18 protein-coding genes are annotated in these 20978 nt (G+C 63.0%); 7 read left to right on the forward strand and 11 right to left on the reverse strand.

The window, feature by feature from the left end; translation table 11 throughout:
- Window positions 1–87: 87 nt before the first annotated feature.
- From IFT57_RS23020 to ffh, 7 genes are all read right to left on the reverse strand, one after another.
- Window positions 88–822 carry a DsbC family protein gene (locus IFT57_RS23020; RefSeq protein WP_122475087.1) on the reverse strand — a complete coding sequence of 245 codons (735 nt, stop codon included), beginning with the start codon at window positions 820–822 and terminating at the stop codon, window positions 88–90.
- 142 nt (window positions 823–964) lie between these two features.
- Entirely contained in the window at window positions 965–1861 is an 897-nt protein-coding gene (gene xerD / locus IFT57_RS23025; protein ID WP_122714341.1) for a site-specific tyrosine recombinase XerD, read from the reverse strand.
- Window positions 1862–2011: 150 nt separating this feature from the next.
- A complete protein-coding gene (rplS, locus tag IFT57_RS23030; RefSeq protein ID WP_043193039.1) occupies window positions 2012–2362 on the reverse strand; it encodes a 50S ribosomal protein L19 in 351 nt (116 codons plus the stop codon).
- Between the two features lie 42 nt (window positions 2363–2404).
- Window positions 2405–3157, reverse strand: a complete 753-nt coding sequence (trmD, locus tag IFT57_RS23035) for a tRNA (guanosine(37)-N1)-methyltransferase TrmD (protein ID WP_192152784.1) — start codon at window positions 3155–3157, stop codon at window positions 2405–2407.
- Window positions 3158–3160: 3 nt separating this feature from the next.
- A complete protein-coding gene (gene rimM / locus IFT57_RS23040; RefSeq protein WP_122795271.1) occupies window positions 3161–3700 on the reverse strand; it encodes a ribosome maturation factor RimM in 540 nt (179 codons plus the stop codon).
- Between the two features lie 5 nt (window positions 3701–3705).
- On the reverse strand, window positions 3706–3957 hold the full coding sequence (rpsP, locus tag IFT57_RS23045) for a 30S ribosomal protein S16 (RefSeq protein WP_043193034.1): 252 nt from the start codon (window positions 3955–3957) through the stop codon (window positions 3706–3708).
- A gap of 255 nt (window positions 3958–4212) precedes the next feature.
- Window positions 4213–5595, reverse strand: coding sequence for a signal recognition particle protein (gene ffh / locus IFT57_RS23050; RefSeq protein ID WP_122714344.1), 1383 nt, complete (start codon window positions 5593–5595; stop codon window positions 4213–4215).
- Between the two features lie 167 nt (window positions 5596–5762).
- Here ffh and IFT57_RS23055 point away from each other — a divergent pair, with 167 nt between their 5' ends.
- Window positions 5763–6575: a cytochrome C assembly family protein gene (locus IFT57_RS23055; protein WP_122475097.1), complete on the forward strand. Its 813-nt coding sequence runs from the start codon at window positions 5763–5765 to the stop codon at window positions 6573–6575.
- Window positions 6576–6585: 10 nt separating this feature from the next.
- Entirely contained in the window at window positions 6586–7818 is a 1233-nt protein-coding gene (locus IFT57_RS23060) for a transporter associated domain-containing protein (protein ID WP_192152785.1), read from the forward strand.
- A 63-nt stretch (window positions 7819–7881) separates the two neighbouring features.
- Here the strand turns inward: IFT57_RS23060 and purT are convergent, their stop codons facing one another.
- The 4 genes from purT to IFT57_RS23080 all read right to left on the reverse strand — a co-directional run bounded on the left by purT (window position 7882) and on the right by IFT57_RS23080 (window position 10561).
- Window positions 7882–9063, reverse strand: a complete 1182-nt coding sequence (gene purT, locus IFT57_RS23065) for a formate-dependent phosphoribosylglycinamide formyltransferase (protein ID WP_122714346.1) — start codon at window positions 9061–9063, stop codon at window positions 7882–7884.
- A 125-nt stretch (window positions 9064–9188) separates the two neighbouring features.
- Window positions 9189–9389 carry a DUF1289 domain-containing protein gene (locus IFT57_RS23070; protein ID WP_192048417.1) on the reverse strand — a complete coding sequence of 67 codons (201 nt, stop codon included), beginning with the start codon at window positions 9387–9389 and terminating at the stop codon, window positions 9189–9191.
- A complete protein-coding gene (locus IFT57_RS23075) occupies window positions 9386–9910 on the reverse strand; it encodes a gamma carbonic anhydrase family protein (protein ID WP_192152786.1) in 525 nt (174 codons plus the stop codon). The genes IFT57_RS23070 and IFT57_RS23075 overlap by 4 nt, the downstream gene beginning before the upstream one ends.
- Window positions 9911–9961: 51 nt before the next feature.
- Entirely contained in the window at window positions 9962–10561 is a 600-nt protein-coding gene (locus tag IFT57_RS23080) for a CoA pyrophosphatase (RefSeq protein ID WP_122714349.1), read from the reverse strand.
- Window positions 10562–10696: 135 nt separating this feature from the next.
- Here IFT57_RS23080 and IFT57_RS23085 point away from each other — a divergent pair, with 135 nt between their 5' ends.
- The 5 genes from IFT57_RS23085 to IFT57_RS23105 all read left to right on the forward strand — a co-directional run bounded on the left by IFT57_RS23085 (window position 10697) and on the right by IFT57_RS23105 (window position 20968).
- Window positions 10697–11251: an NUDIX hydrolase gene (locus IFT57_RS23085; protein ID WP_122714350.1), complete on the forward strand. Its 555-nt coding sequence runs from the start codon at window positions 10697–10699 to the stop codon at window positions 11249–11251.
- A 51-nt stretch (window positions 11252–11302) separates the two neighbouring features.
- The gene (locus IFT57_RS23090) at window positions 11303–11860 is read left to right on the forward strand and encodes a L,D-transpeptidase family protein (protein ID WP_192048419.1); all 558 of its coding nucleotides are present in this window, start codon (window positions 11303–11305) and stop codon (window positions 11858–11860) included.
- Window positions 11861–12070: 210 nt separating this feature from the next.
- A complete protein-coding gene (locus IFT57_RS23095; protein WP_192152787.1) occupies window positions 12071–13747 on the forward strand; it encodes a ShlB/FhaC/HecB family hemolysin secretion/activation protein in 1677 nt (558 codons plus the stop codon).
- Window positions 13748–13766: 19 nt separating this feature from the next.
- Window positions 13767–18347 (forward strand): hemagglutinin repeat-containing protein, encoded by a 4581-nt coding sequence (locus tag IFT57_RS23100; RefSeq protein ID WP_192152788.1) that lies wholly within the window; start codon window positions 13767–13769, stop codon window positions 18345–18347.
- Between the two features lie 158 nt (window positions 18348–18505).
- Window positions 18506–20968, forward strand: coding sequence for a two-partner secretion domain-containing protein (locus IFT57_RS23105; RefSeq protein WP_192152789.1), 2463 nt, complete (start codon window positions 18506–18508; stop codon window positions 20966–20968).
- Window positions 20969–20978: the final 10 nt, after the last annotated feature.

The raw sequence follows: 20978 nt of genomic DNA on the forward strand, positions 1-20978 counted from the left end.
CTCCCCATGAAACGACCGCCTCGATGACGGTCGTGATACTGGCCGCAGGCCTTGAGCCTTCGGCTATTGATGACGTGCGAGTGCCACTCAGCCTTTCGCGTCGAGGGCCAGCTTGGCGACGTTGGCAGCCGGCTGGTAACCCGGAATGACCTGGCCGTTCTCCAGCACGATGGCTGGCGTGCCGGTGACACCGATCGACTGGCCCAGCTCGAACTGCCTGGCAACCGGGTTGGCGCACGAAGGCGCCTTGATGGTATCGCCCGATACCATCTTGTCCATGGCTGCCTTGCGGTCCTTGGAGCACCAGACGGCCTGCAGCTGTTCGTCACCGGCCGATTTCAGGCCCTGGCGCGGGAACGCCACGTAGCGGACCTCGACACCCATGCGGTTCAGCTCGGGGACTTCGGCGTGCAGCTTGTGGCAGTACGGACAGGTGGTGTCGGTGAACACCGTGATATGCGACTTGGTTTCGCCCACTGCGGGATACACAACGGTATCGGCTACCGGGATTGCGTTGACGGTCTTGGCGATGGCCAGCCGCTCGGTTTTTTCAGTGAGATTGACCGGCTTGCCGTCCTGGATCTGGAACAGGTAGCCCTGCATGACGAACTGACCGTCGGCGCTGGCGTACAGCACGCGACCGCCCTTGAGCTTGACCTCGTACAGACCGTTGAGCGGGCTGGCGGCGACGCTTTCGATCGGGACTTCCAGCTGCAGGGTCTGCAGGGTCTTGCGAATCGCTTGTTCCGCAGCCGGGTCGGCAACGGCAAAGGTGCTGGCCAACGCAAGGGCTGCGGCGGCGAAAAGGCGGGTCACGCGCATGGGAACTCCTGAAGCGACGGACTTGAGGGGCGGTGGACGATCAGCTCGTCACAGCCCGCTGCTTAAACCGGGCAAGCCTACCACATTCATTGGCCAAGACCGACTCTGGACAACCCTCGACACAGCTCTGGAACATCCTCTTTCATCCGCGCGGATGATGCCTGGCGTGAAGTTCCTGCAGACGCGCGCGTGCCACGTGAGTGTAGATCTGCGTGGTCGACAGGTCGCTGTGGCCGAGCAGCATCTGCACCACGCGCAGATCCGCACCGTGATTGAGCAGATGCGTCGCGAAGGCGTGGCGCAGCGTGTGCGGCGACAGCGACTTGGCGATGCCGGCGACCTGGGCCTGATGTTTGATGCGATGCCAGAAGGTCTGTCGCGTCATCTGCTCGCCACGCTGGCTGGGAAAGACCACGTCGCTGGGCCTGCCGCCGAGCAATTCGTGGCGTCCGTCGCGCAGGTATCGCTCGACCCAGACCACGGCTTCCTCGCCCATCGGCACCAGGCGCTCCTTGTTGCCCTTGCCCACCACGCGCAATACACCCTGGCGCAGATTGACCTGATCCAGGGTCAGGCTGATCAACTCGGTCACGCGCAGACCGCAGGCGTACAGCACCTCCAGCATGGCTCGGTCCCGCTGGCCGATTGGCTCGCTCAGATCGGGCGCCTGCAACAGCGCCTCTACGTCGGCCTCGGACAACGACTTGGGCAACGGTTTGCCCAGTTGCGGCATGTCGATCTGCAGGGTGGGGTCGGCACCGATCAGCTTTTCGCGCAGCAGGTAGCGGTATAAGCCGCGTGCGCCGGACAGCAGCCGCGCCGTGGAGCGGGCCTTGTAACCCTGCTCGACCCGCCAGGCCAGGTGATCGAGCAGCACATCGCGACCCGCCGCGTCCAGCGCGATGCCACGCTCATGCAACCAACCGTTGAACAGCGCCAGATCACTGCGGTAGCTGTTGCGACTGTTTTCCGATAGGCCTTTTTCCAGCCAGAGGGCGTCGAGGAATTGGTCGATCAGGGGGTGGTCGAGGGCAGGCATCGGAATCGCAGGACAGTGGGGGTGCGGGGATGATAACAGGGCGCAGGCCCGAGGCGACGCCTTCGCGGGCAGAGGACTCGCCCACAAACCCTCGCCCACAAAAAAGGCAGCCCGAAGGCTGCCTTTTCCTGCATCAGAAACAAACTGTACTCAGGACAGTTTTTCCTTGATACGTGCTGCTTTACCAGACAGGTCGCGCAGGTAGTACAGCTTGGCTTTGCGCACGTCACCACGACGTTTCACGGCCATGCTGTCGATCTGCGGGCTGTAGGTCTGGAAAGTACGTTCTACGCCTACACCGTTGGAGATTTTACGAACGGTGAAAGCACTGTTCACGCCGCGGTTGCGCTTGGCGATAACAACGCCTTCGAACGCCTGCAGACGCGAACGATCGCCTTCCTTCACTTTCACCTGAACGACAATGGTGTCGCCCGGGGCAAAGGGAGGGATTTCTTTGGTCATCTGCTCTGCTTCGAGTGCAAGGATGATTTTGTTGGTCATGCTGTGCTCCTAAGGTAAATCGTCTGACTTACCATCGATACGTTAACTATCGTCCCGCTCGCGGAGATACTCCGCCAGCAGCTTGTTCTCTTCTCCAGAAAGCGAGCGTCTTTCCAGAAGATCGGCACGTCGTTCGTAGGTCCGCCCAAGGGACTGCTGCAAACGCCAGCGCCGGATGTGTGCATGATTGCCGCTAAGCAATATGTCGGGAACACGCTGATCCGCATACACCTCCGGTCGGGTGTAGTGCGGGCAATCGAGCAGACCGTCGGTGAAGGAATCTTCCTCCGCGGAGTCCGCATGCCCCAAAGCTCCGGGCAGCAGTCGTGTAACCGCATCGATCAGGACCATGGCAGGCAATTCACCGCCCGACAGCACATAGTCGCCAACAGACCACTCTTCATCGACATGAGCCTCAATGAAACGCTCGTCGATGCCTTCGTATCGCCCGGCGATCAGAATCAATGATTCGGACATCGCCAGTTGTTTCACCGCACCCTGTACCAGCGGCCGGCCCTGGGGCGACAGGTAGATCACCTTCGCCGCTTCCCCTGCCGCAGCCTTGGCCTGAACCAGAGCGTCTTCCAGGGGCTTGATCTTCATAACCATTCCCGGACCACCGCCGAAGGGCCGGTCATCCACTGTGTGGTGACGGTCCGTGGTGTAGTCCCGCGGATTCCAGCAGGTCAGTTGCAACAACCCCTGTTTCACCGCGCGGCTGGTAATGCCGTACTCGCTGATGGCCGAGAACATCTCGGGGAACAGGGTGATCACTTCCACGCGAAGGATTGCCATCGCCTAGAAGTCCGCGTCCCAATCCACCCTCATCTCGCCAGCGGCCAGGTCGACCTTCAACACGCATTGCGCCGTATAGGGCAACAGGCGTTCGCGATCATCCAGGCTGCCCGCGCAGGGCTTCACCACCATTACATCGTTGGCGCCGGTCTCCAACAGGTGATCGACGGTGCCGAGCAGTTGCTCTTGCAGGTCGATGACCTTCAGGCCCTGAAGCTGATACCAGTAGTAATCATCTTCGGCCAGGTCGGGCAAAAAGCTGCGCGAGATGCAAATCTCGCAACCGGACAGAAGACGGGCTTCGTCGCGATCGTCCAGGCCTTTCAACTTGGCAACCAGATCCTTATGTGTGGATCGGCCGCTGACCAGCTCTACCTGTTTAACGACAACCCCTTCGCGCTTGAGCGTCCAGGCCTTGTAATCGAGCAGGTTTTCTATCGGATCGGTAAAGGAAAAGACCTTCACCTCGCCGCGAACGCCGTGTACCGAGAAAATCTTGCCGACGACGATCAAGTCATCAGCGGAATCTGGCGTCGCGTTCATATTGCTCAGGCCGCGGCCTTGGCATTTTCCTTCAGCAACTGAGCAACACGCTCAGAAGGCTGTGCACCGACGCTCAACCAGTGGTTGACGCGCTCTTGGTTCACGGACAGACGGATTTCCTGACCACGGGCAACAGGGTTGAAGAAACCCACGTGCTCTTTGTGGGAACCGTCACGCGGGTTGCGCGAATCGGTTACGGTCAGTTGGTAAAACGGGCGCTTTTTGGAGCCGCCACGGGCAAGACGGATGGTTAGCATTGAACATCGTTCCTGTAGTCGGTGCTGCAAATCATAATGCACAGCGGGCACACGGGTGCCCGAAAGGCCGCATATTCTCAGGGAATACACGGACATTTGCAAATGCCTTTTTCCGATAGGTCGAGGCTTGCAGCGAGGATTTGCCTATGAGCCGTTGCGAGCAACGGGGTTTGGCCACATGGCCAGGGTATTCATCGGTACAGGGATGTGCCTGTGGGAGCAGGCTCCCACAGGTTCGCGTACCGACGGAATGCTTTACATCTTGGGCATGCCGCCACCGCCGCCGGGCAGCATGCCGCCCATACCGCGCATCATCTTGGCCATGCCGCCCTTGGTCGAGAACTTCTTCATCATCTTCTGCATCTGCTTGTGCTGCTTGATCAAGCGACCGATGTCCTGCACCTGGGTACCCGAGCCCATGGCGATGCGACGCTTGCGCGAACCGCTGATCACGTCGGGGTCGCGGCGCTCGGCCGGGGTCATGGAGTTGATGATGGCTTCCATCTGCTTGAACTGCTTCTCGGCGACATTCTGGGCGTTGCCCATCTGCGAGAGGTTCACACCGCCGATGCTCGGCAGCTTGTCCATCAGGCCGCCGAGGCCGCCCATGGTCTTCATCTGTACGAGCTGGTCGCGGAAGTCTTCGAGGTCGAAGCCCTTGCCCTTCTTCAGCTTCTTGGCCAGTTTGTCGGCCTTGTCCTTGTCCAGCGACTGCTCGGCCTGCTCGATCAGGCTGAGCACGTCACCCATGCCCAGGATGCGCGACGCGATTCGGTCGGGATGGAACGGCTCGAGCGCTTCGCTCTTCTCACCCATGCCGATGAACTTGATCGGCTTGCCGGTGATGGCACGCACAGACAGTGCGGCACCGCCGCGGGCGTCGCCGTCGACCTTGGTCAGGATAACGCCGGTGAGAGGCAGCGCATCACCGAAGGCCTTGGCCGTGTTGGCCGCGTCCTGGCCGGTCATGGCATCGACCACGAACAGGGTTTCGGCCGGCTTGACCGCCGCGTGCAACTGCTGGATCTCGCCCATCATCTCGGCGTCGATGTGCAGGCGCCCGGCGGTGTCGAGGATGACCACGTCGATGAACTTGAGCTTGGCCTCACGGATCGCGGCGTTGGCGATGTCCACGGGCTTCTGGCTGATGTCGGACGGGAAGAAGGTCACGCCGATATCGCTGGCCAGGGTTTCCAGCTGCTTGATGGCTGCCGGACGGTAGACGTCTGCCGACACCACCATCACGGTCTTCTTCTTGCGTTCCTTGAGGTAGCGCGCCAGCTTGCCGGCGGTAGTGGTCTTGCCCGCACCCTGCAGACCGGCCATGAGGATGACCGCCGGCGGGGTCACCGCCAGGCTCAGTTCCTCGTTGGCGGCGCCCATCATCTCGACGAGCTCGGCCTGGACGATCTTCACGAACGCCTGGCCGGGGGTCAGGCTGCGCGAAACCTCGGTGCCGACCGCACGCTCCTTGACCTTGTTGACGAAGTCCTTCACCACCGGCAAGGCGACGTCGGCTTCGAGCAGCGCCATGCGCACTTCGCGCAGGGTGTCTTTGATGTTGTCCTCGGTCAGCTTGGCTTTGCCGGTAACGTGGCGCAGCGTCTGCGAGAGGCGGTCTGTAAGGTTTTCAAACATGTCGCGATCCTTTCTGGCTCTGGTTGAGCCGAGGTTGTGGCGGCAAGAGCAGGCCGGCGATTATAACCAAGAGTGGGTGCCACGGACACTGCGCGGTATGCAGTCTTTCGTCGGCGGGCATTTGATGCCAAACTCAGGCACTTTCCGGCTTGTGCTCCACAGGACCTATGCTCCCCTTGTCACCCAGTCTAATCCCCACCCTCGCCGCCGCCTGCCTGTACGCCGCTGCGACTGCCTATCAGGCAACCCGTATCGGCCAAGGCGGCAAGGCTGACAAGCGCGTGCTCTACCTGTTCGGCTTCCTGGCCGTGATCGCCCACGGCTGCGCGCTGTTCTCGCAGTTGCTCACCCCCCTGGGGCTGAGCCTGGACTTCTTCAGCGCTGCCAGCCTGATCGCCGTGGCGGTGATTGCCCTGACCCTGCTGGCCACCAGCCAGATACCCGTGGAAAACCTGCTGGTGCTGCTGTTTCCCCTGGGCCTGGCGACCATCCTGATCGCCCAGTTCGCGCCCGGCGGGACTGCACCGCTGATCCACGAAGAGCCCGGCATTCTCACGCACATCCTGCTGTCCATCCTGGCCTATGGCATGTTCACCATCGCCGTGTTCCAGTCGTTGCTGCTGTTGCTGCAGGACCACCAGCTCAAGCACAAGCATCCGGCTGGGCTGATCAAGAATTTCCCGCCGCTGCAGACCATGGAAAGCCTGTTGTTCGGTTTCATCTGGGCCGGCTGGGCACTGCTGTCGCTGTCACTGATTTCAGGCTGGGTGTTCGTCGAGAACCTGTTCGCGCAACACCTGGTGCACAAGACCCTGCTCGCCTGCCTCGCCTGGATCGTTTTCAGCGTGCTGCTGTGGGGACGCAATCGCCTGGGCTGGCGCGGGCACAAGGCCATTCGCTGGACGCTGGCAGGCTTCTGCCTGTTGATGCTGGCCTACTTCGGCAGCAAGCTGGTTCGCGAATACATTCTGCACATCTGACAGGTCACCCATGGACACTCTGCCCCTAGGGCCGATGCTCGGCGCGCTGGCGCTGGCCATTCTTCTCGCCGCGCTGCTTTGCGCAGTGGAAGCCGCGCTGCACACGCTGGCCGCACAGCGCCCCACCGGACGCAATGGCGATCGACCGGCGCTACAGGCGCCGCTGCCCAGCCTGGTGTTGCTCAATACCCTGGCCCGTGCCATGGCAGTCACCCTGGGGGTGACGCTGGGCATCTATCTGCGCGGCGCCCATGGCGCCTGGCTCGGTGGCCTGGGCAGCGCGCTCGCCCTGCTGGTGCTGGCCGACTACCTGCCACGTCGCCTTGCGCAGCGCTATCCGCGGCCGTTCATCGGCATGGCCAATGCCCTCCTGGCGCCGCCACTGAAGCTGATCTGGCCGCTGGCGTGGCTGCTGGACGGCGCGGCACGGCTGCTGGTCGTACCCTTCACCCGCAAGCACGCCGACACGGGCGCCCAGCAGGAGCCCGCCATACCGCGCAGTGTGCTGGAACTGGCCGCCGAAGCTCGGAGCAACAAACCGCACCTGGCCAACAGCATTCATGCGCTGGACAAGATCACCGTCAACGACATCCTGGTGCCGCGCAACGAGATCGACGGGATCAATCTGGAAGATTCACTGGACGAGATCATCGATCAACTGATGATCAGCCGCCATACCCGCTTGCCGGTCTTCCACAACGACATCAATCATGTCGAACGGGTACTCAATACCCGCCAGATCAGCCACCTGCTGCCGCAGCGCGAACTCACCGTCGAAGCCCTGTTGGCCGCTTGCTATGAAGCCTACTTCGTACCGGAAAGCACGCCCCTGCAGATGCAGCTGCTGAACTTCCACAAGCAGCAGCGCCGATTGGGCATCGTCGTCGACGAATATGGCGAGGTGCAGGGCATCGTGACCCTGGAAGACATCCTGGAAGAGATCGTCGGCGAGTTCGAAGATGAAGATGCGCTGGCCAATCCGCATATCCATCCGCAGCTCGATGGCCGCTTCGTGGTCGAAGGCCAGGCCTCCATTCGCGACATCAACAAGAGCCTGGGCTGGCACCTGCCCAGCGATGGCCCCAAAACCTTGAACGGCCTGGTGACCGAGGCACTGGAAAGCATACCGGCCAGCGCGGTGTGCCTGAAGATCGGACGCTATCGCATGGAAATTCTCGAGACCGAGGAAAACCGCGCGTCGCGGGTGCTGATCTGGCACGCGAGCAGCCTGCCAGCGGCGTGACGGCGGTGTCACGCCTTCGCAAAACCGGCGCAGCCGCTGGGCAGGCACCGGTCGACTCAGACCTTACAGTTCGACCTTGACCGCCTGCGAGGCGCGCGTGGCCTTGGCCCGGGCTGCCTCGATCGATTCGTCGCGGGCCAGGGCCACGCCCATGCGCCGCTGCCCATTGACCTCAGGCTTGCCGAACAGACGCAGCGCCGTGTCCGGCTCGGCCAGGGCCGCGCCGAGGTTGTCGAACGCAGTCTGGCGAGAATTGCCTTCGACCAGGATTACCGCCGAGGCCGATGGCCCGAACTGCCGGACCAACGGGATCGGCAGCCCGAGAATGGCGCGTGCGTGCAACGCGAACTGGGACAGATCCTGGGAAATCAGGGTGACCAGACCGGTATCGTGCGGACGCGGCGACACCTCGCTGAACCAGACCTGATCACCCTTGATGAACAGTTCTACGCCGAACAGGCCGCGCCCACCCAGGGCTTCGGTCACCGCACGCGCCACGCGCTCCGACTCGGCCAGGGCCACCGGGCTCATCGCCTGGGGCTGCCAGGACTCTTGGTAGTCGCCCTTCTCCTGACGGTGGCCAACCGGTGCGCAGAACGTCGTCCCGCCAACGTGGCGGACGGTCAGCAAGGTGATCTCGTAGTCGAAGTCGATGAAGCCTTCGATGATCACTCGACCCTTGCCGGCGCGTCCGCCTTCCTGGGCATAGTCCCACGCCTGCTGCACATCGGCCGCCGAGCGCAGCAGGCTCTGGCCCTTGCCCGAAGAGCTCATGACCGGCTTGACCACGCAGGGGAAACCCAGGTCCTGAACGGCCCGCGCGTAGTCTTCGAAGGTGTCGGCAAAATGGTACGGCGAGGTCGGCAGGTCCAGCTCTTCGGCGGCCAGGCGACGGATGCCCTCGCGGTTCATGGTCAGTTGGGCCGCACGCGCGGTTGGCACCACGGTGAAACCCTCGGACTCCAGCTCCACCAGCGTGGCGGTGGCGATAGCCTCGATCTCGGGCACGATGTAGTGCGGTTTCTCTGCTTCGATGACCGAACGCAAGGCAGCGCCGTCGAGCATGTTGATGACATGGCTGCGATGCGCCACTTGCATGGCCGGCGCATCGGCGTAACGGTCGACGGCGATGACTTCGACGCCCAGGCGTTGCAGCTCGATCACCACTTCCTTGCCCAGCTCGCCGCAGCCGCACAGCAATACGCGGGTCGCAGTCGGCGACAGGGGGGTTCCGATACGGGTCATTTCAGGTCCTCAGGGAATCGTCTGGATCGAGGGGCAGCACGCAGGCCAACCCGACAGGGGGCGGGCATTTTAACTCAACATGGCATCGCGTGCGCCAATCTCGCCGCCCACACGCCAGAGCGAGACTAGCCGCCCGGAAATACCAGGCCCTGGGCCAGGGCCCGCTGATGGGTGAGACGCAGCACGTCGCGGCGCTGGTCGTCACTCATCCGCCCCCATTGGGTGATTTCCACCGCGGTGCGCTGGCAGCCCGTGCACACGTCCTGCTCGTCCAGTGCACAGACACTGATGCAGGGCGACTTGACCGGCTTGGGCAGAGGGTTCACGAGTCCTGCTCGATCAGTTCGCGGGCATAGCGCTGGGCATTGTCTACATAGTGCGCGGCGCTGGCTTCGAGCATGCGCTTCTGCGCTTCGCTCAGCTCGCGCACGACCTTGCCCGGCGAGCCCATGACCAGCGATCCATCGGGAATCTCCTTGCCCTCGGCAATCAGTGAGTTGGCGCCGATGATGCAATACTTGCCGATCCTGGCGCCGTTGAGAATGACGGCGTTGATGCCGATCAGGCTGAAGTCGTCGACGGTACAGCCATGCAGCATGGCATTGTGGCCAATGGTCACGCCGCGACCGATGGTCAACGGCACACCGGCATCGGTATGCATCACGGTGCCGTCCTGCACGTTGCTGTGCTCGCCGATGTCGATCAGCTCGTTGTCGCCACGCAGCACGGCGCCGAACCAGACACTGGCGCCAGCCTGCAGGCGTACCTTGCCGATCAGGGTGGCATTGGGTGCGACCCAGCTGTCGGGATGGGTTTCGACGCGAGAGTCGCCCAGACGGTATTTCATGTGATTTCCTCGACGCGGCAGTGGTCGGCACGGCACCCGGCCGCACGACAATCAGATGGCGGTGTAATGCTCGGGAGGCCGATGCAGGCTGATCCGGGCGTCATACATCAGGTTGACGAGCTCGACGATCATGATCGCCGACAACCCCCATATCTTGTATTCGCCGAAGCGATAGCTGGGTACGTACCAGCTGCGGCCCTGGTAATCGATGCGGTGGGTATGCTCGCGCGGGTCCTGCCGGAAGAACTCCAAAGGAACGGAAAACACTGCGGCGATTTCGGCATCGTTGGGCCGATATTCCACATAGTCGGGAATGATGCCCACGAATGGGGTGACCTTGAGCCCGTGCTTGGACACCAGCGGGCTGAGCGGACCGACGATTTCCACCAGCCCGGGCGGCAGACCGATTTCCTCTTCGGCTTCGCGCAGGGCGGTGAATATCAGGTCAGGGTCTTGCGGGTCACGCCGTCCGCCGGGGAACGCCACCTCGCCGCCATGGGTCGAGAGCCCCGAGGCACGCAATGTGAGCACCAGCTCGGGCTCGTCGCTGCGGGTGATGGGCAGCAACACGGCCGCTTCGGGAAAGCGGCTGTCTGTTTCCAGCGTGCGTGGCGTATGGTTGCTCACCCGGCGCAGTAGCTCGTCCAGCATGGCGTTTCTCGATCCGTGGCCTGCTGGCATGATGCACCAAAAGGCGCTGGCAGCCCAAGCTCGATTTGCCTTGCCACAGGCTTGCGGCGCCTCTGCACTACGGCCAAGATAGCGGCAGCCATCAAGGATCTGAGCATGAATTTCTGCAGCCATTGCGGCAACCCGGTAACCCTGCGCATCCCTACCGGCGATACTCGCCCCCGATTCGTCTGCGGGCATTGCCACCTCGTCCATTACCAGAACCCCAAAGTGGTCGCGGGCTGCATTGCCGTGTGGCAGGAGCAGGTCTTGCTGTGCCGCCGGGCCATCGAGCCGCGCCGTGGTTTCTGGACCCTGCCCGCAGGCTTCATGGAAAACGGCGAAACGCTACAACAGGCGGCCAGCCGCGAAACCGTCGAAGAAGCCTGTGCGCAGGTCACCAACCTTGCGCTGTACACCGTGTTCGACCTGCCGCACATCAGCCAGGTGCAGGTGTTCTACCGCGCCGAAATGTCCACGCCTTCGTTTGCCGTGGGCGAGGAAAGCCTGGAAGTGGGCTTGTTCGCGCAAAATCAGATCCCTTGGGCAGAGCTGGCTTTCCCCACCGTCGGGCGTACCTTAGAATACTTTTTCGCCGACCGGCTGGAGCACAGCTATCCGGTTCGCAACGAATGCCTGGGGCCGCTGCTCGCGCGCTGGCCACAGACCTGACCCATCGCACCGGCCCAAACGGCGCGTTTCCATTGCAGGAATATTCCATAGATGCGCTGCCTGACCGCTCTGTTCTGCCTGTGCTTCGCCGTGAGCGCCCAGGCCGCCTTCACCGTTACCGTTGAACGCAAGCCGGTCGACCAGATTGTCCCTGCGCTGCAATCGAGCAAACGCCTGGGGGTGGACCCGATCGACAAGGTGCTGGTGCTCAAGACCAGCCGCCAGTTGCAGTTGATCAGCGGTGGCCAGCCGCTCAAGAGTTACCGCATCTCGCTGGGCAAGCAACCCCAGGGCGCCAAGGTGCGCGAAGGCGACAAGCGCACGCCGGAGGGTTTCTACTGGCTCGACTGGCGCAAGGTGAGCGATCGCTTCAACTTGGCCATGCACGTGTCCTATCCCAACATCAGCGACTCGGCCCGCGCCCGCCGCGAAGGTGTTCCACCGGGCAGCATGATCATGATCCACGGCACGCCGATCGACGAGGACTACCCGGAATGGTACTTCGCCACCCTGGACTGGACCGATGGCTGTATCGCCATGAAGAACGACGACATGCGGGAGGTGTGGAGCCTGGTCAAGGACGGCACGATGATCGAGATCCGGCCTTGAGCGCAGCGTCCTTTTCACCGACTCCGCCATGACCTTCCTTCAGCCACCATAGGAACCATCCTACAACCGGCTCCTTTTTCTAATCCTCTCTTTCCTACTGTCTGTCAGATTCTTCCTACCAACAGCCCCTCTCCCCTGCCCGTTCCCTGGGAAGTCCTCCCTCTTAAAGTGGCCGCCTATTGATTGGTCGACGACTGGGGCTGGGCTGCAATGACGATTTTCCGCAAGGACCGCGTGTTATCCGCACTGCTTTTCGGGCCGGCCATGGCGCTGGCCGAAACCGGCGGCCAACCGCTGAACGACCAGATCCTGCGTCAGTTCGATACCCAGCGCCACGATCGGGCGGCTGCCGAACAGGCGCAACGGCTGGAAACCCTGCGTGAAGACCCAACGGTGCAAGCCAGCCCGGCACCACAGCGGATCGAGCAGGGTGATGGCGAGTGCTGGGTGGTTTCCGCCGTGCGCGTGCAGGACAATCAACTGCTGGACACCGCTGCGCTGCAAGATGCTCTGCAGCCATGGGTGGCGCCGTGCATCGGCGTCGATGACATCAACCAGATGCTGCTGGCCTTGACCAGTGCCTACGTGCAGGCCGGCTATATCGCCGCCAGGCCCTATATCCTTCGAATGCCCGAAGCCGATGGCGAGCTGGTCATCGCCATGCTCGAAGGCTTCATCGAATCCATCGAAATCGCCGACGGCAGTGACGACCTGTCGCTCGGCAGCGCATTTCCCGGAATGATCGGTCGCCCGCTCAAGCTCACCGATGTGGAAAGTGGCCTGGACCAGCTCAACCGGTTGCGTTCCGTCGACCTGATCCTGGACATCGCGCCGGGCGCCCAGGTGGGTGGTACGCGGATCATTCTGCGCCCGCAGAGCACAGGCAAATCCTGGACCTTGGGCACCGGCGTGAACAACCGAGGCAGCGATGCGTCCGGGCGCCATCAGGCGCAGTTGAGCCTGAGCCTGGACAACCCGTTTCGTCTCAATGACTCACTGGCTGCCAGTTATGCCCACAGCCTGGACGGTGGATCGGGCCACAGTCGCCAGGGCGGAATGTTCTACGAAATACCCTACGGGCGCTGGACCCTGAACGCTTCGGCGAGTCGTTTCGAGTCTCGGGCGCCGCTGGCCAATGGTCACGATGTGGCGCAGAGCCTGGACAGCTACGGGCTGAAGCTGGATCGCGGCCTTTGGCGCAACCAGACGACCCTGCTCAATGCGCACCTGCGCCTGGACCAGACGCGCACCGATCTACTGTTCGACAGCACCACCGTACGCAATGGTCGCACCACGCTGAGCGTCGCCAGCGTCGGGCTCAACCTTACCCACCTGGGGGATTCGGTGTGGAGTGGCGCCGTGGGCTATTCGCGCGGGCAAGGCTGGCTGGGGAGTGACCGCACGCCCCTGCGGCATGACGCGCCGCAACCACACTTCGAGAAATATCGGGGCACGGTCACCCGCCGCTCATTGTTCGATCTGCTCGAGCGACGCTGGGCATGGAGCACCGAACTGGACGTGCAGTACAGCCCAGATCCGCTGCCGAGCCTGGAGCAGCTGCGCCTGGCCGGCAACGCCAGCGTGCGCGGCTATCGCCTGGACAGTCAGCCGGTGTCCAAGGGCGCCACGTTGCGCAACACCCTGAGCACCTTGCAGGTACTCGCCCAGGGCCTGTACCTGACCCCCCACGCCGGGCTGGACTCGGGCTGGGGTCGGCACACATACAACCAGGTCCAGACCCAGCACGCCATCGGCTTGAGCGCCGGGGCCACCCTGAGCTGGGCGGACGGACAGCTCACTCTGGATTATCAGCGCGGCCTGCAACGGCGTGCCAGCGCTTCACCGGAGCCAGGTTTCTGGACCTTCGGACTTTCGCAAGTCTTCTGAAAAACAGGTAGATATCCCCATGACCAAACCATCACGTTGTGTTCAGCGCGACGCCTTGCGCCTGGCAATCGCCGGTGTCGTATTGGCGCCTTACATGGCCAGCGCCGACGCCATCCAGCCGGCCTTCGAGCCGGGTGCCAACCCGATCGTCATCACCAATGGCGGTGCCGCCCCGATCGTCGACATTGTGGCGCCCAATGCCGCCGGCCTTTCGCACAACCGCTACGAGCAATACAACGTCGGAGTGCCGGGCGTGGTGCTGAACAACAGCCTGCAGGCCGGCCGTGCGCACGTCGCCGGCGAGTTTCAGAACGTTCAGGCCAACGGCCAGTTCAAGGGCCAGGCGGCGAGCACCATTCTCAACGAAGTGATCGGTCGCCGTCGCTCCGACATCAACGGCGAACAGGTGATCTTCGGCCAGAGGGCCGACTACGTACTGAGCAATCCCAACGGGATCTGGCTTGATGGTGCCCGGATCAATCTGGGCCTGGACAAGAAGGCTATCTTCTTGGTCGGTCGACCGCAAATCGAGAACGGCAGGATAACCGGGCTCAATACCGACGGTGATATAAATCCACGTACCGCCCTGGAAATAAGTGGCGGCGGTGTGATGGTAAATGGCGGTTCGTTAGCCCTGATTGCACCCCAGATCGACCAGCGGGGTTGGATCCATGTCGCGCAGAAGCTCGATATTCTGTTGGGCACACACCAGGTCGATGCCGATACCTTGGCAGTGAGAAACGTCCAGCAGAAAGCGTTTAAAACCGATGCGCGCCTGATGGGTGCGATGCACGCCAAGCGCATCAATATCCTGAGCACTCGCGAAGGCGCCGGCATCAACATGGGCATCAATCGGACGGCGGCTCGTGAAGGCATCGAGATCGCTTCGCAGGGCGCCCTGAACATGATCGGCACCGCCAAGCGCGATGGCTTGGCCACCCAGGGTGTACTCGACGCCGGCACTGGCGACGTGCGGCTGAGCTCGGCAGCGGACCTCAACATCAAATCGCTGACTATCAGTGGCGCATCGATCAGCGCCGACGCCGGTGCCAACCTGAACCTGGATACCTTGACACGCACCGTCAACTCCAGCCGCAGAAGCGGTGTGGATAACGGCTGGTACCTGCTGCCGGCAGGCGCGACCACCACGACCGTCGACATGACCCATACCGAGCATCTGACGAACACGCTGAACGCCGCGCAGTCCGTGACCCTGACCGCAGGTCACGATGCCAGGCTCGCTGCCACCCACGTCAACAGCGTCGGCGACGTGACCATCGGCGCGGGCAACACCCTGGAACTGACGGCCAATGTCGACCGCAAGCTCGACCGTGTCACCGTCAGCAACCGCCGCCAAGGCGCTCAACGCCAGGACAGCACGGCTACCCAGACAACCCAGAGCGCAGCGTCGACGCTGATCGACGGCCAGACGATCAGCCTGACGGGACGGGCCATAAAGGTCATGGGCAGCGACGTCAACAGCCGTGGCGATCTGGATCTTTCAGCCACCGACGCGGTGGAAATAGACACCGTCGTTCTGCACGGCTCGGTTGCCCAGGACAGCCGCGAAGGCCATGTGATCGTCCGGCGTTCAGCGACCGAACTGCACGACCGCGAGCAGACTTTGGCTCATCGCGGCAGTCGGCTGACCGCAAGCAACGGCACGCTGGCAGCCAAGGCCGACCACGTGGACCTGGTCGCCGCGCAGCTGGAGGCCAGGGACATTGTGTTGCAAAGCCTGTCGCAAGACCTCACGGTACAAGGTACTCAGACCCACCAGCGTATCGACAATGCGCGCCAGGACACGGCCCTGTTCAGCTCGTCCGACCGCCGCTACGACCGCAGGCAAAGCACCTATCAAGGCAGTTCCCTCACGGCCAGTGGCGCGCTGCTTCTGGACGGCAAACGCGACACCCGGATCATGGGTTCGAGCGTTGCCACCGCAGGCGATCTGACGGTCAAGGCCGGGCGTAATCTGATGGTCGCGGCCGGTCAGCAGAGCAGCGAATCCACCCTCAAAGGCAAGGACTGGAAGCTGACCGTTTTCGGCGAACAAGCCAGGCCAGGCTCGGGACAGCCAGGCGACGCGCAAGGATCTTCCGGGCAGTGGAACGCCGGTGCAGGGGTGCGTAAACAGTGGACGCTGGACACCGCCCGGCTGGACACGCATCAAGCCAGTCAGCTCAAGGGTGGCAACGTCGCACTCGAGGCCGGGCAGGCCCTGGCCATCGTCGGTTCATCGGTGCAGGCCGAGCAGAACGTCCTGCTCGATGCCGACGACACGCGCATTCTGGCCACCGAGGCGCAACGCAGTTTCCGCAACCAGGAAACCGGTAGAACGGTGGGTTACGAGATCACCGCGGGGGTCGACCGTGTCGGTACCGGCGCAGCTTTCGCCTTGCAAACCGACACCGACGGACGCAGCGAAAACGTGCACACGCGCAGCTCGATCGGGGCCGGCAACGACGTACGCCTGACTACGAAAGGACTCACTACCCAGGCAGCGCTGATGGAAGCAGGCCAGTTGCTGAAGGTGCGCGCCGACCGTGTCCACAATCAGGCCGTTACCGACAGCATCAAGACCGCCCTGGACTACAACAAGATCAAACTCAGCGCAGGCAGCTCGCTGGACTACGGTGCCATTACCCGTCAGGTACAGAAGCTATGGAGCGGGGTCGACCAGACCAGTCTGTATGCCACTGGCCTGGAAGATGGCCTGCTGCCGTGGAGCGTAGGTATCAATCTCGAGGGCGATTATCTGGATCGCAATGCCCAGTCCCTGACGCGCATCGCTCGGGTATCGCAGTTCACCGCCGGCCAGATCGATATCGCCGTGACCGGCAAGCTGCACGACATCGGTACCCAGTACGAAAGCACACTCGGCGCCATCGCGCTGAGCGCGGACCGGCATGTCATGGACGCCGCCAAAAACAGCGTGCGTACAGCGATCGACGCGCTGGGGGTAGACGCCATTGCCAGGCTGGAAACCTCGACCGGCGCCGACTGGGCGATGGGCGCGGCAGCCCGCGGTCACAGCAGCGCCCAACACAAGACGGTGGACACGGCAGTCGTCGGCAGTCTGCTGGGCAAGACGGGCATCAGTATCCAGTTGGGCACCGATGGCCTTTACGAAGGCACCCTCATGCGCAGCGCCGAGGGGCCACTCCATATTCAAAGCGGCGGTAACCTGCAGTTCCTGCAAGCCGGCAACAGTATCGTCAAGCATGACGATGGCACGCGTGGACGCGGCGCGGCGCAGATCAGCGGAGTCGTCGCTCCCGCCCCTGTGGTTCAGGGGGGAGCCATCAGTGGCAGCGGGCAATACACCGTACTCGACAGCACCGAGACCTTCGCGGTGGGCGGCAAGCTCGATACCCCCGGCGCAGTAATGCTACAAGCCCAAGGCAATATCATCATGCAGGGCACCGATATCGGCTCGCGTGAGACGCCTGTGGGCAGCCTTTCGATCAGCGCCGGCCAGGGCGTCGTAGCGCTGGCTGCGTTCGACACCGCCACAGCCAGCGGTCATGTCTACGGAGGCAGCGGCTCGCTCAAGGTCAGTGCCCAGGCAGCGGCCGGCGGTCGACCTTTGGCGGGCAGCGCAGGTTTCGAATTCGGCCAGACCCAGGAAGACGCAACGCTGCGCCGCGGCGCACAGTGGCATACGTTGGGCGACATGGCGATCACGGCCGGCAGCGACCATGCCGCGGCGATACTGCTGGAGGGGCTGCACGCCGAGGCCGAGCGGATCCGCCTGGAAACCAGCAACGGGGGTATCCACGTGCTCGCCGCCCAATCGACCCGCGAGCGGGACAACAAGCTGATTTCCGCTTCCTTCGGTCTGGGTGGCCAGGCGGGCGGGGCCAAACAATCCTACTCGGTGGCCGATTTCAACGCGATGTTCAAGCTTGCCTACGACAAGCTCGAGAGCAGCACTTACGCCAATGCCAGGCTTACTGCTGGCACGGTTGAATTCAACAGTCCCGGCAAACTCCAACTGGCCGGCGCTCAGGTGCATGCCGACCGGGTGAGCGGCACTGTCGGCAGCCTGCAGGCAGTCAGCCTGAAGGACGATGTGGATGCGACCAAGGTCAACGTCGAAGCCCAGGTGGGCAAGGGTGGGGATCCATGGGGCGCGATCGGCAGCCTGGCGAACCTGGCAGGTGAATGGGGCGCCAAAAGCAAGCAGCGTCTGGAGCAGTTGAACGCTGCCTATTCAACCCCTGTCTCGGCCAAGTTCGACTTCGACCTGCGTCGCGAAGTGCGCGACACCGTCGCGCACAGCACCGTACTCAGAGGCAGTGACGCCATGGCTCTTGATGTCCTCGGGACGACCCGACTGGTCGGCGCACAACTGCAGAGCGGCGGCGAGCTGCAAGCGCCTGCTCTCTTGCAGACCAGCGACCTGTCCTCCCGAGACCGGCTGGTGACTGTATCGCTGCTGGCGCTGACGCCTTCGCTCGGCGCGATCAAGGTTCTGTACAGTCATCTGCAGAAGGACAAACCCGAAGAGGTGATGATCGACACCGGACTGTTCCGCGCAGGCGGGCACAACCGCACCCAGTATCTGACCGGAGGCGCGGAAAAAATCGCGCTCTGAGCACAACGCTTCGCCGGCCCGACATTCGTTTGGGCCGCATCCTACGATGGGCCGCGCGCACTGCTGCTATCGCGTCCGACCCGTCCTTCCTAAGGTAGTTCTCGTGCATCGGCCTCAGGTCGATGCATAACCAATCCTGGACCTAAGGAAAGACCTCGATGCTTCATACCATGGAACAATTGCGCCACCTGACCCTGCGCTCGCTGCCACTGGCCATCGCCAGCGCGCTGCTGGCGCCCTGCTCTGCCGCCTGGGCCGATGGCCTGACCGCGTTTGCCGGCGGCGACGCGGTGCCAATCATCAACGGCCAGTACAAAGTACCGGTCATCGACATCGTTGCGCCCAATGCCAATGGCCTTTCGCACAACGTCTACAGCGAATACAACGTCGGCACCCAGGGCCTCGTGCTCAACAACAGCCTGGTGGACGGAAAGAGTGAAATGGCCGGCGAGTTGCAGGCCAATCAACAATTGGGCGGTACGGCCGCCAGCACCATCCTCAACGAGGTGGTCGGCCACAACCGTTCCAACATCAACGGCCCGCAAGTGGTTTTCGGCGCAGCGGCCGACTATGTGCTGGCCAACCCGAACGGCATCACCCTCAACGGCGCCAGCCTGGTCAACGCGCCCCGGGCCACCTTCGTGGTGGGTTCGGCCACTGTCCAGGACGGTCGGCTGACCCAGTTCGATACACAGGCCGCCGACGAGTTGCTGCGTGTCGACAGCGGCGGTGCCAGCAACCGGGCGGGCAGTCTGGCGCTGATAGCACCCAGTATCGTCAGCAGCGGGCCAATTGCCGCAGGCGCCGATATCGACCTGGTGCTGGGCAGCAATGTCGTCGACTACGCCAACAATGGCGTGATCGGCAGCACGCGTACCGCCAAGCTCATCGACGCCAATCTGCTTGGCGCCATGACCACGGACAAGCGCATCCGCATCGTCAGCAGTGAAGAAGGCGCGGGTATCAGGATGCCAGGTGCTCGACTCACGGCAGGTCAAGGCATCCGTATCGAATCGGCCGGCGACCTCAATCTGCACGCACCCGCGCGTGCCGGCAAGCCACAGCCCCCCGCCGAGCTGAACGGTGGAGCGGGCGATATCCACCTGGCTGCCGGCCGCCAGCTCAACCTGGGCGCGGCACGCCTGGCCAGCGACGCCGATGTGCATCTGATCGCCGACAGTGTCCGCAGCCAGGGCGCTGATATCGACAGTGGCGGCTTGTTGAAAGTCGACGCAACGTCCATGGTCAATACCGGGTCAAGTCGCCTGCAGGGCGGCACGGTATCACTGGATGTCAGTGGCAAGCTGGCTGACACCGGTACCGATTACACCAGCACCCTGGGCAAGATCGCTATCCATGCCGACAGCCACGACATGAAGGCGGCCATGCACAAGGTACAGGCGGGTGCGGCGACCACCAGCACGCCCACAGTCGGTAGCCTGAGCGCGGCCGAAGGGATAGATATCCGTTTGACCGGCAGTGGCCGCTACGAGGGCTCCCGCATCGGCACCTCCAACGGCTCGGTGCAGATCGAGGCCGGTGCCAACCTGGCGTTCAACCCAGCCCACGCCATCCTCGACCGCCTGGGCAAGGACGGCGCTTACCAGCAGCGGACGGCGAGCAAGGCACGGATCGATGCGCCCGGCGACGTGATCCTGCACGCCGGCGGCGATGTGCAGCTCAACGGTACCGACATAGGCACACTGGACAAGCCGGCAGGCAGTTTGAAAGTGACGGCGGGAGGCACCCTTACCAGTCTGGCGGCCGTGGACAAGACAACCCTCAAGGGCGGCGGTGAATCGAAGAGTGCCGAAGGTCTGCATACCTTCGGTCAACGAGACGAAAGCACCCAGCATCAGCACGGCAACCAGTGGCAGGTAAAGGGTGACATGGCGCTGCAGGCCGGCGCTCGCAAGGCCCGCGCCCTGCACCTGCAGGGTGTCCAGGCCGAGGCACAGAGCATGAAGCTGGCAGCCACCGCAGGTGGTGTGTATCTGGAGAGCGCCAGTGATCAGCGGCAACTGGACCGCAAGCAGCTGAGCGCCGATGCGAGTGATCCGCTCAAGCCGGCCCTTGGCCTGAGCTATCGCAACGAGCAGCAGCAGACACATCACGGTGCGCGACTGCGTGCAGCGACCCTCAGGCTCGATAGCCAGATGGACGCACGTCTGGACGGCGCACGCCTGCAGGCCGACAAGCTGAGCGGCAACATCAAGGGCAAGCTGGCGGTCACTCATCGCGCCGACAGCACGCAAATGCTCGGGGTCGAAGGGCGCGTCGCGCTGGCCGAAGGCACAGCTCCAGGCAAAATGCTCAATGAAGTGGCAGCGCTGGGCGGCAAATGGAATTCGCCTGTCAAGGAAGCGCTGGCACTGCAGCCCAACGCTGGCAAAGGCGAAGTCGAGCAGGCCACTTTCGAGTTCACCCGCACCGACAAAACCGGGGTGAACGAACAGTCCGGGGTTTTCAGTAACGAACCCGTGAGCCTGAAAGTTGCACGAGGCACGACTCATGCTACGGCGGCAGGCGCGCATGATCTGCAGACCAGCCACACGATCACCACCAGCAACGCAGGCCTGGATGCGGTCAAGCGGCTGTATGAGCAGGCACGCATTCGCTGAGGGGAACGTG

It is taken from the genome of Pseudomonas sp. CFBP 13719, assembly GCF_014842095.1.
Classification (GTDB): Bacteria; Pseudomonadota; Gammaproteobacteria; order Pseudomonadales; family Pseudomonadaceae; genus Aquipseudomonas.

Excerpts from the sequence above, each read along its gene's own strand:
- xerD (WP_122714341.1), bottom strand. The coding sequence starts at position 1,861 with ATGCCTGCCCTCGACCACCCCCTGATCGACCAATTCCTCGACGCCCTC.
- IFT57_RS23075 (WP_192152786.1), bottom strand. The coding sequence starts at position 9,910 with ATGAAATACCGTCTGGGCGACTCTCGCGTCGAAACCCATCCCGACAGC.
- IFT57_RS23020 (WP_122475087.1), bottom strand. The coding sequence starts at position 822 with ATGCGCGTGACCCGCCTTTTCGCCGCCGCAGCCCTTGCGTTGGCCAGC.
- rpsP (WP_043193034.1), bottom strand. The coding sequence starts at position 3,957 with ATGCTAACCATCCGTCTTGCCCGTGGCGGCTCCAAAAAGCGCCCGTTT.
- IFT57_RS23060 (WP_192152785.1), top strand. The coding sequence starts at position 6,586 with ATGGACACTCTGCCCCTAGGGCCGATGCTCGGCGCGCTGGCGCTGGCC.
- IFT57_RS23105 (WP_192152789.1), top strand. The coding sequence starts at position 18,506 with ATGCTTCATACCATGGAACAATTGCGCCACCTGACCCTGCGCTCGCTG.
- IFT57_RS23090 (WP_192048419.1), top strand. The coding sequence starts at position 11,303 with ATGCGCTGCCTGACCGCTCTGTTCTGCCTGTGCTTCGCCGTGAGCGCC.
- IFT57_RS23100 (WP_192152788.1), top strand. The coding sequence starts at position 13,767 with ATGACCAAACCATCACGTTGTGTTCAGCGCGACGCCTTGCGCCTGGCA.
- IFT57_RS23080 (WP_122714349.1), bottom strand. The coding sequence starts at position 10,561 with ATGCTGGACGAGCTACTGCGCCGGGTGAGCAACCATACGCCACGCACG.
- IFT57_RS23085 (WP_122714350.1), top strand. The coding sequence starts at position 10,697 with ATGAATTTCTGCAGCCATTGCGGCAACCCGGTAACCCTGCGCATCCCT.
- IFT57_RS23055 (WP_122475097.1), top strand. The coding sequence starts at position 5,763 with ATGCTCCCCTTGTCACCCAGTCTAATCCCCACCCTCGCCGCCGCCTGC.
- rplS (WP_043193039.1), bottom strand. The coding sequence starts at position 2,362 with ATGACCAACAAAATCATCCTTGCACTCGAAGCAGAGCAGATGACCAAA.
- IFT57_RS23095 (WP_192152787.1), top strand. The coding sequence starts at position 12,071 with ATGACGATTTTCCGCAAGGACCGCGTGTTATCCGCACTGCTTTTCGGG.
- ffh (WP_122714344.1), bottom strand. The coding sequence starts at position 5,595 with ATGTTTGAAAACCTTACAGACCGCCTCTCGCAGACGCTGCGCCACGTT.
- trmD (WP_192152784.1), bottom strand. The coding sequence starts at position 3,157 with ATGGCAATCCTTCGCGTGGAAGTGATCACCCTGTTCCCCGAGATGTTC.
- rimM (WP_122795271.1), bottom strand. The coding sequence starts at position 3,700 with ATGAACGCGACGCCAGATTCCGCTGATGACTTGATCGTCGTCGGCAAG.
- purT (WP_122714346.1), bottom strand. The coding sequence starts at position 9,063 with ATGACCCGTATCGGAACCCCCCTGTCGCCGACTGCGACCCGCGTATTG.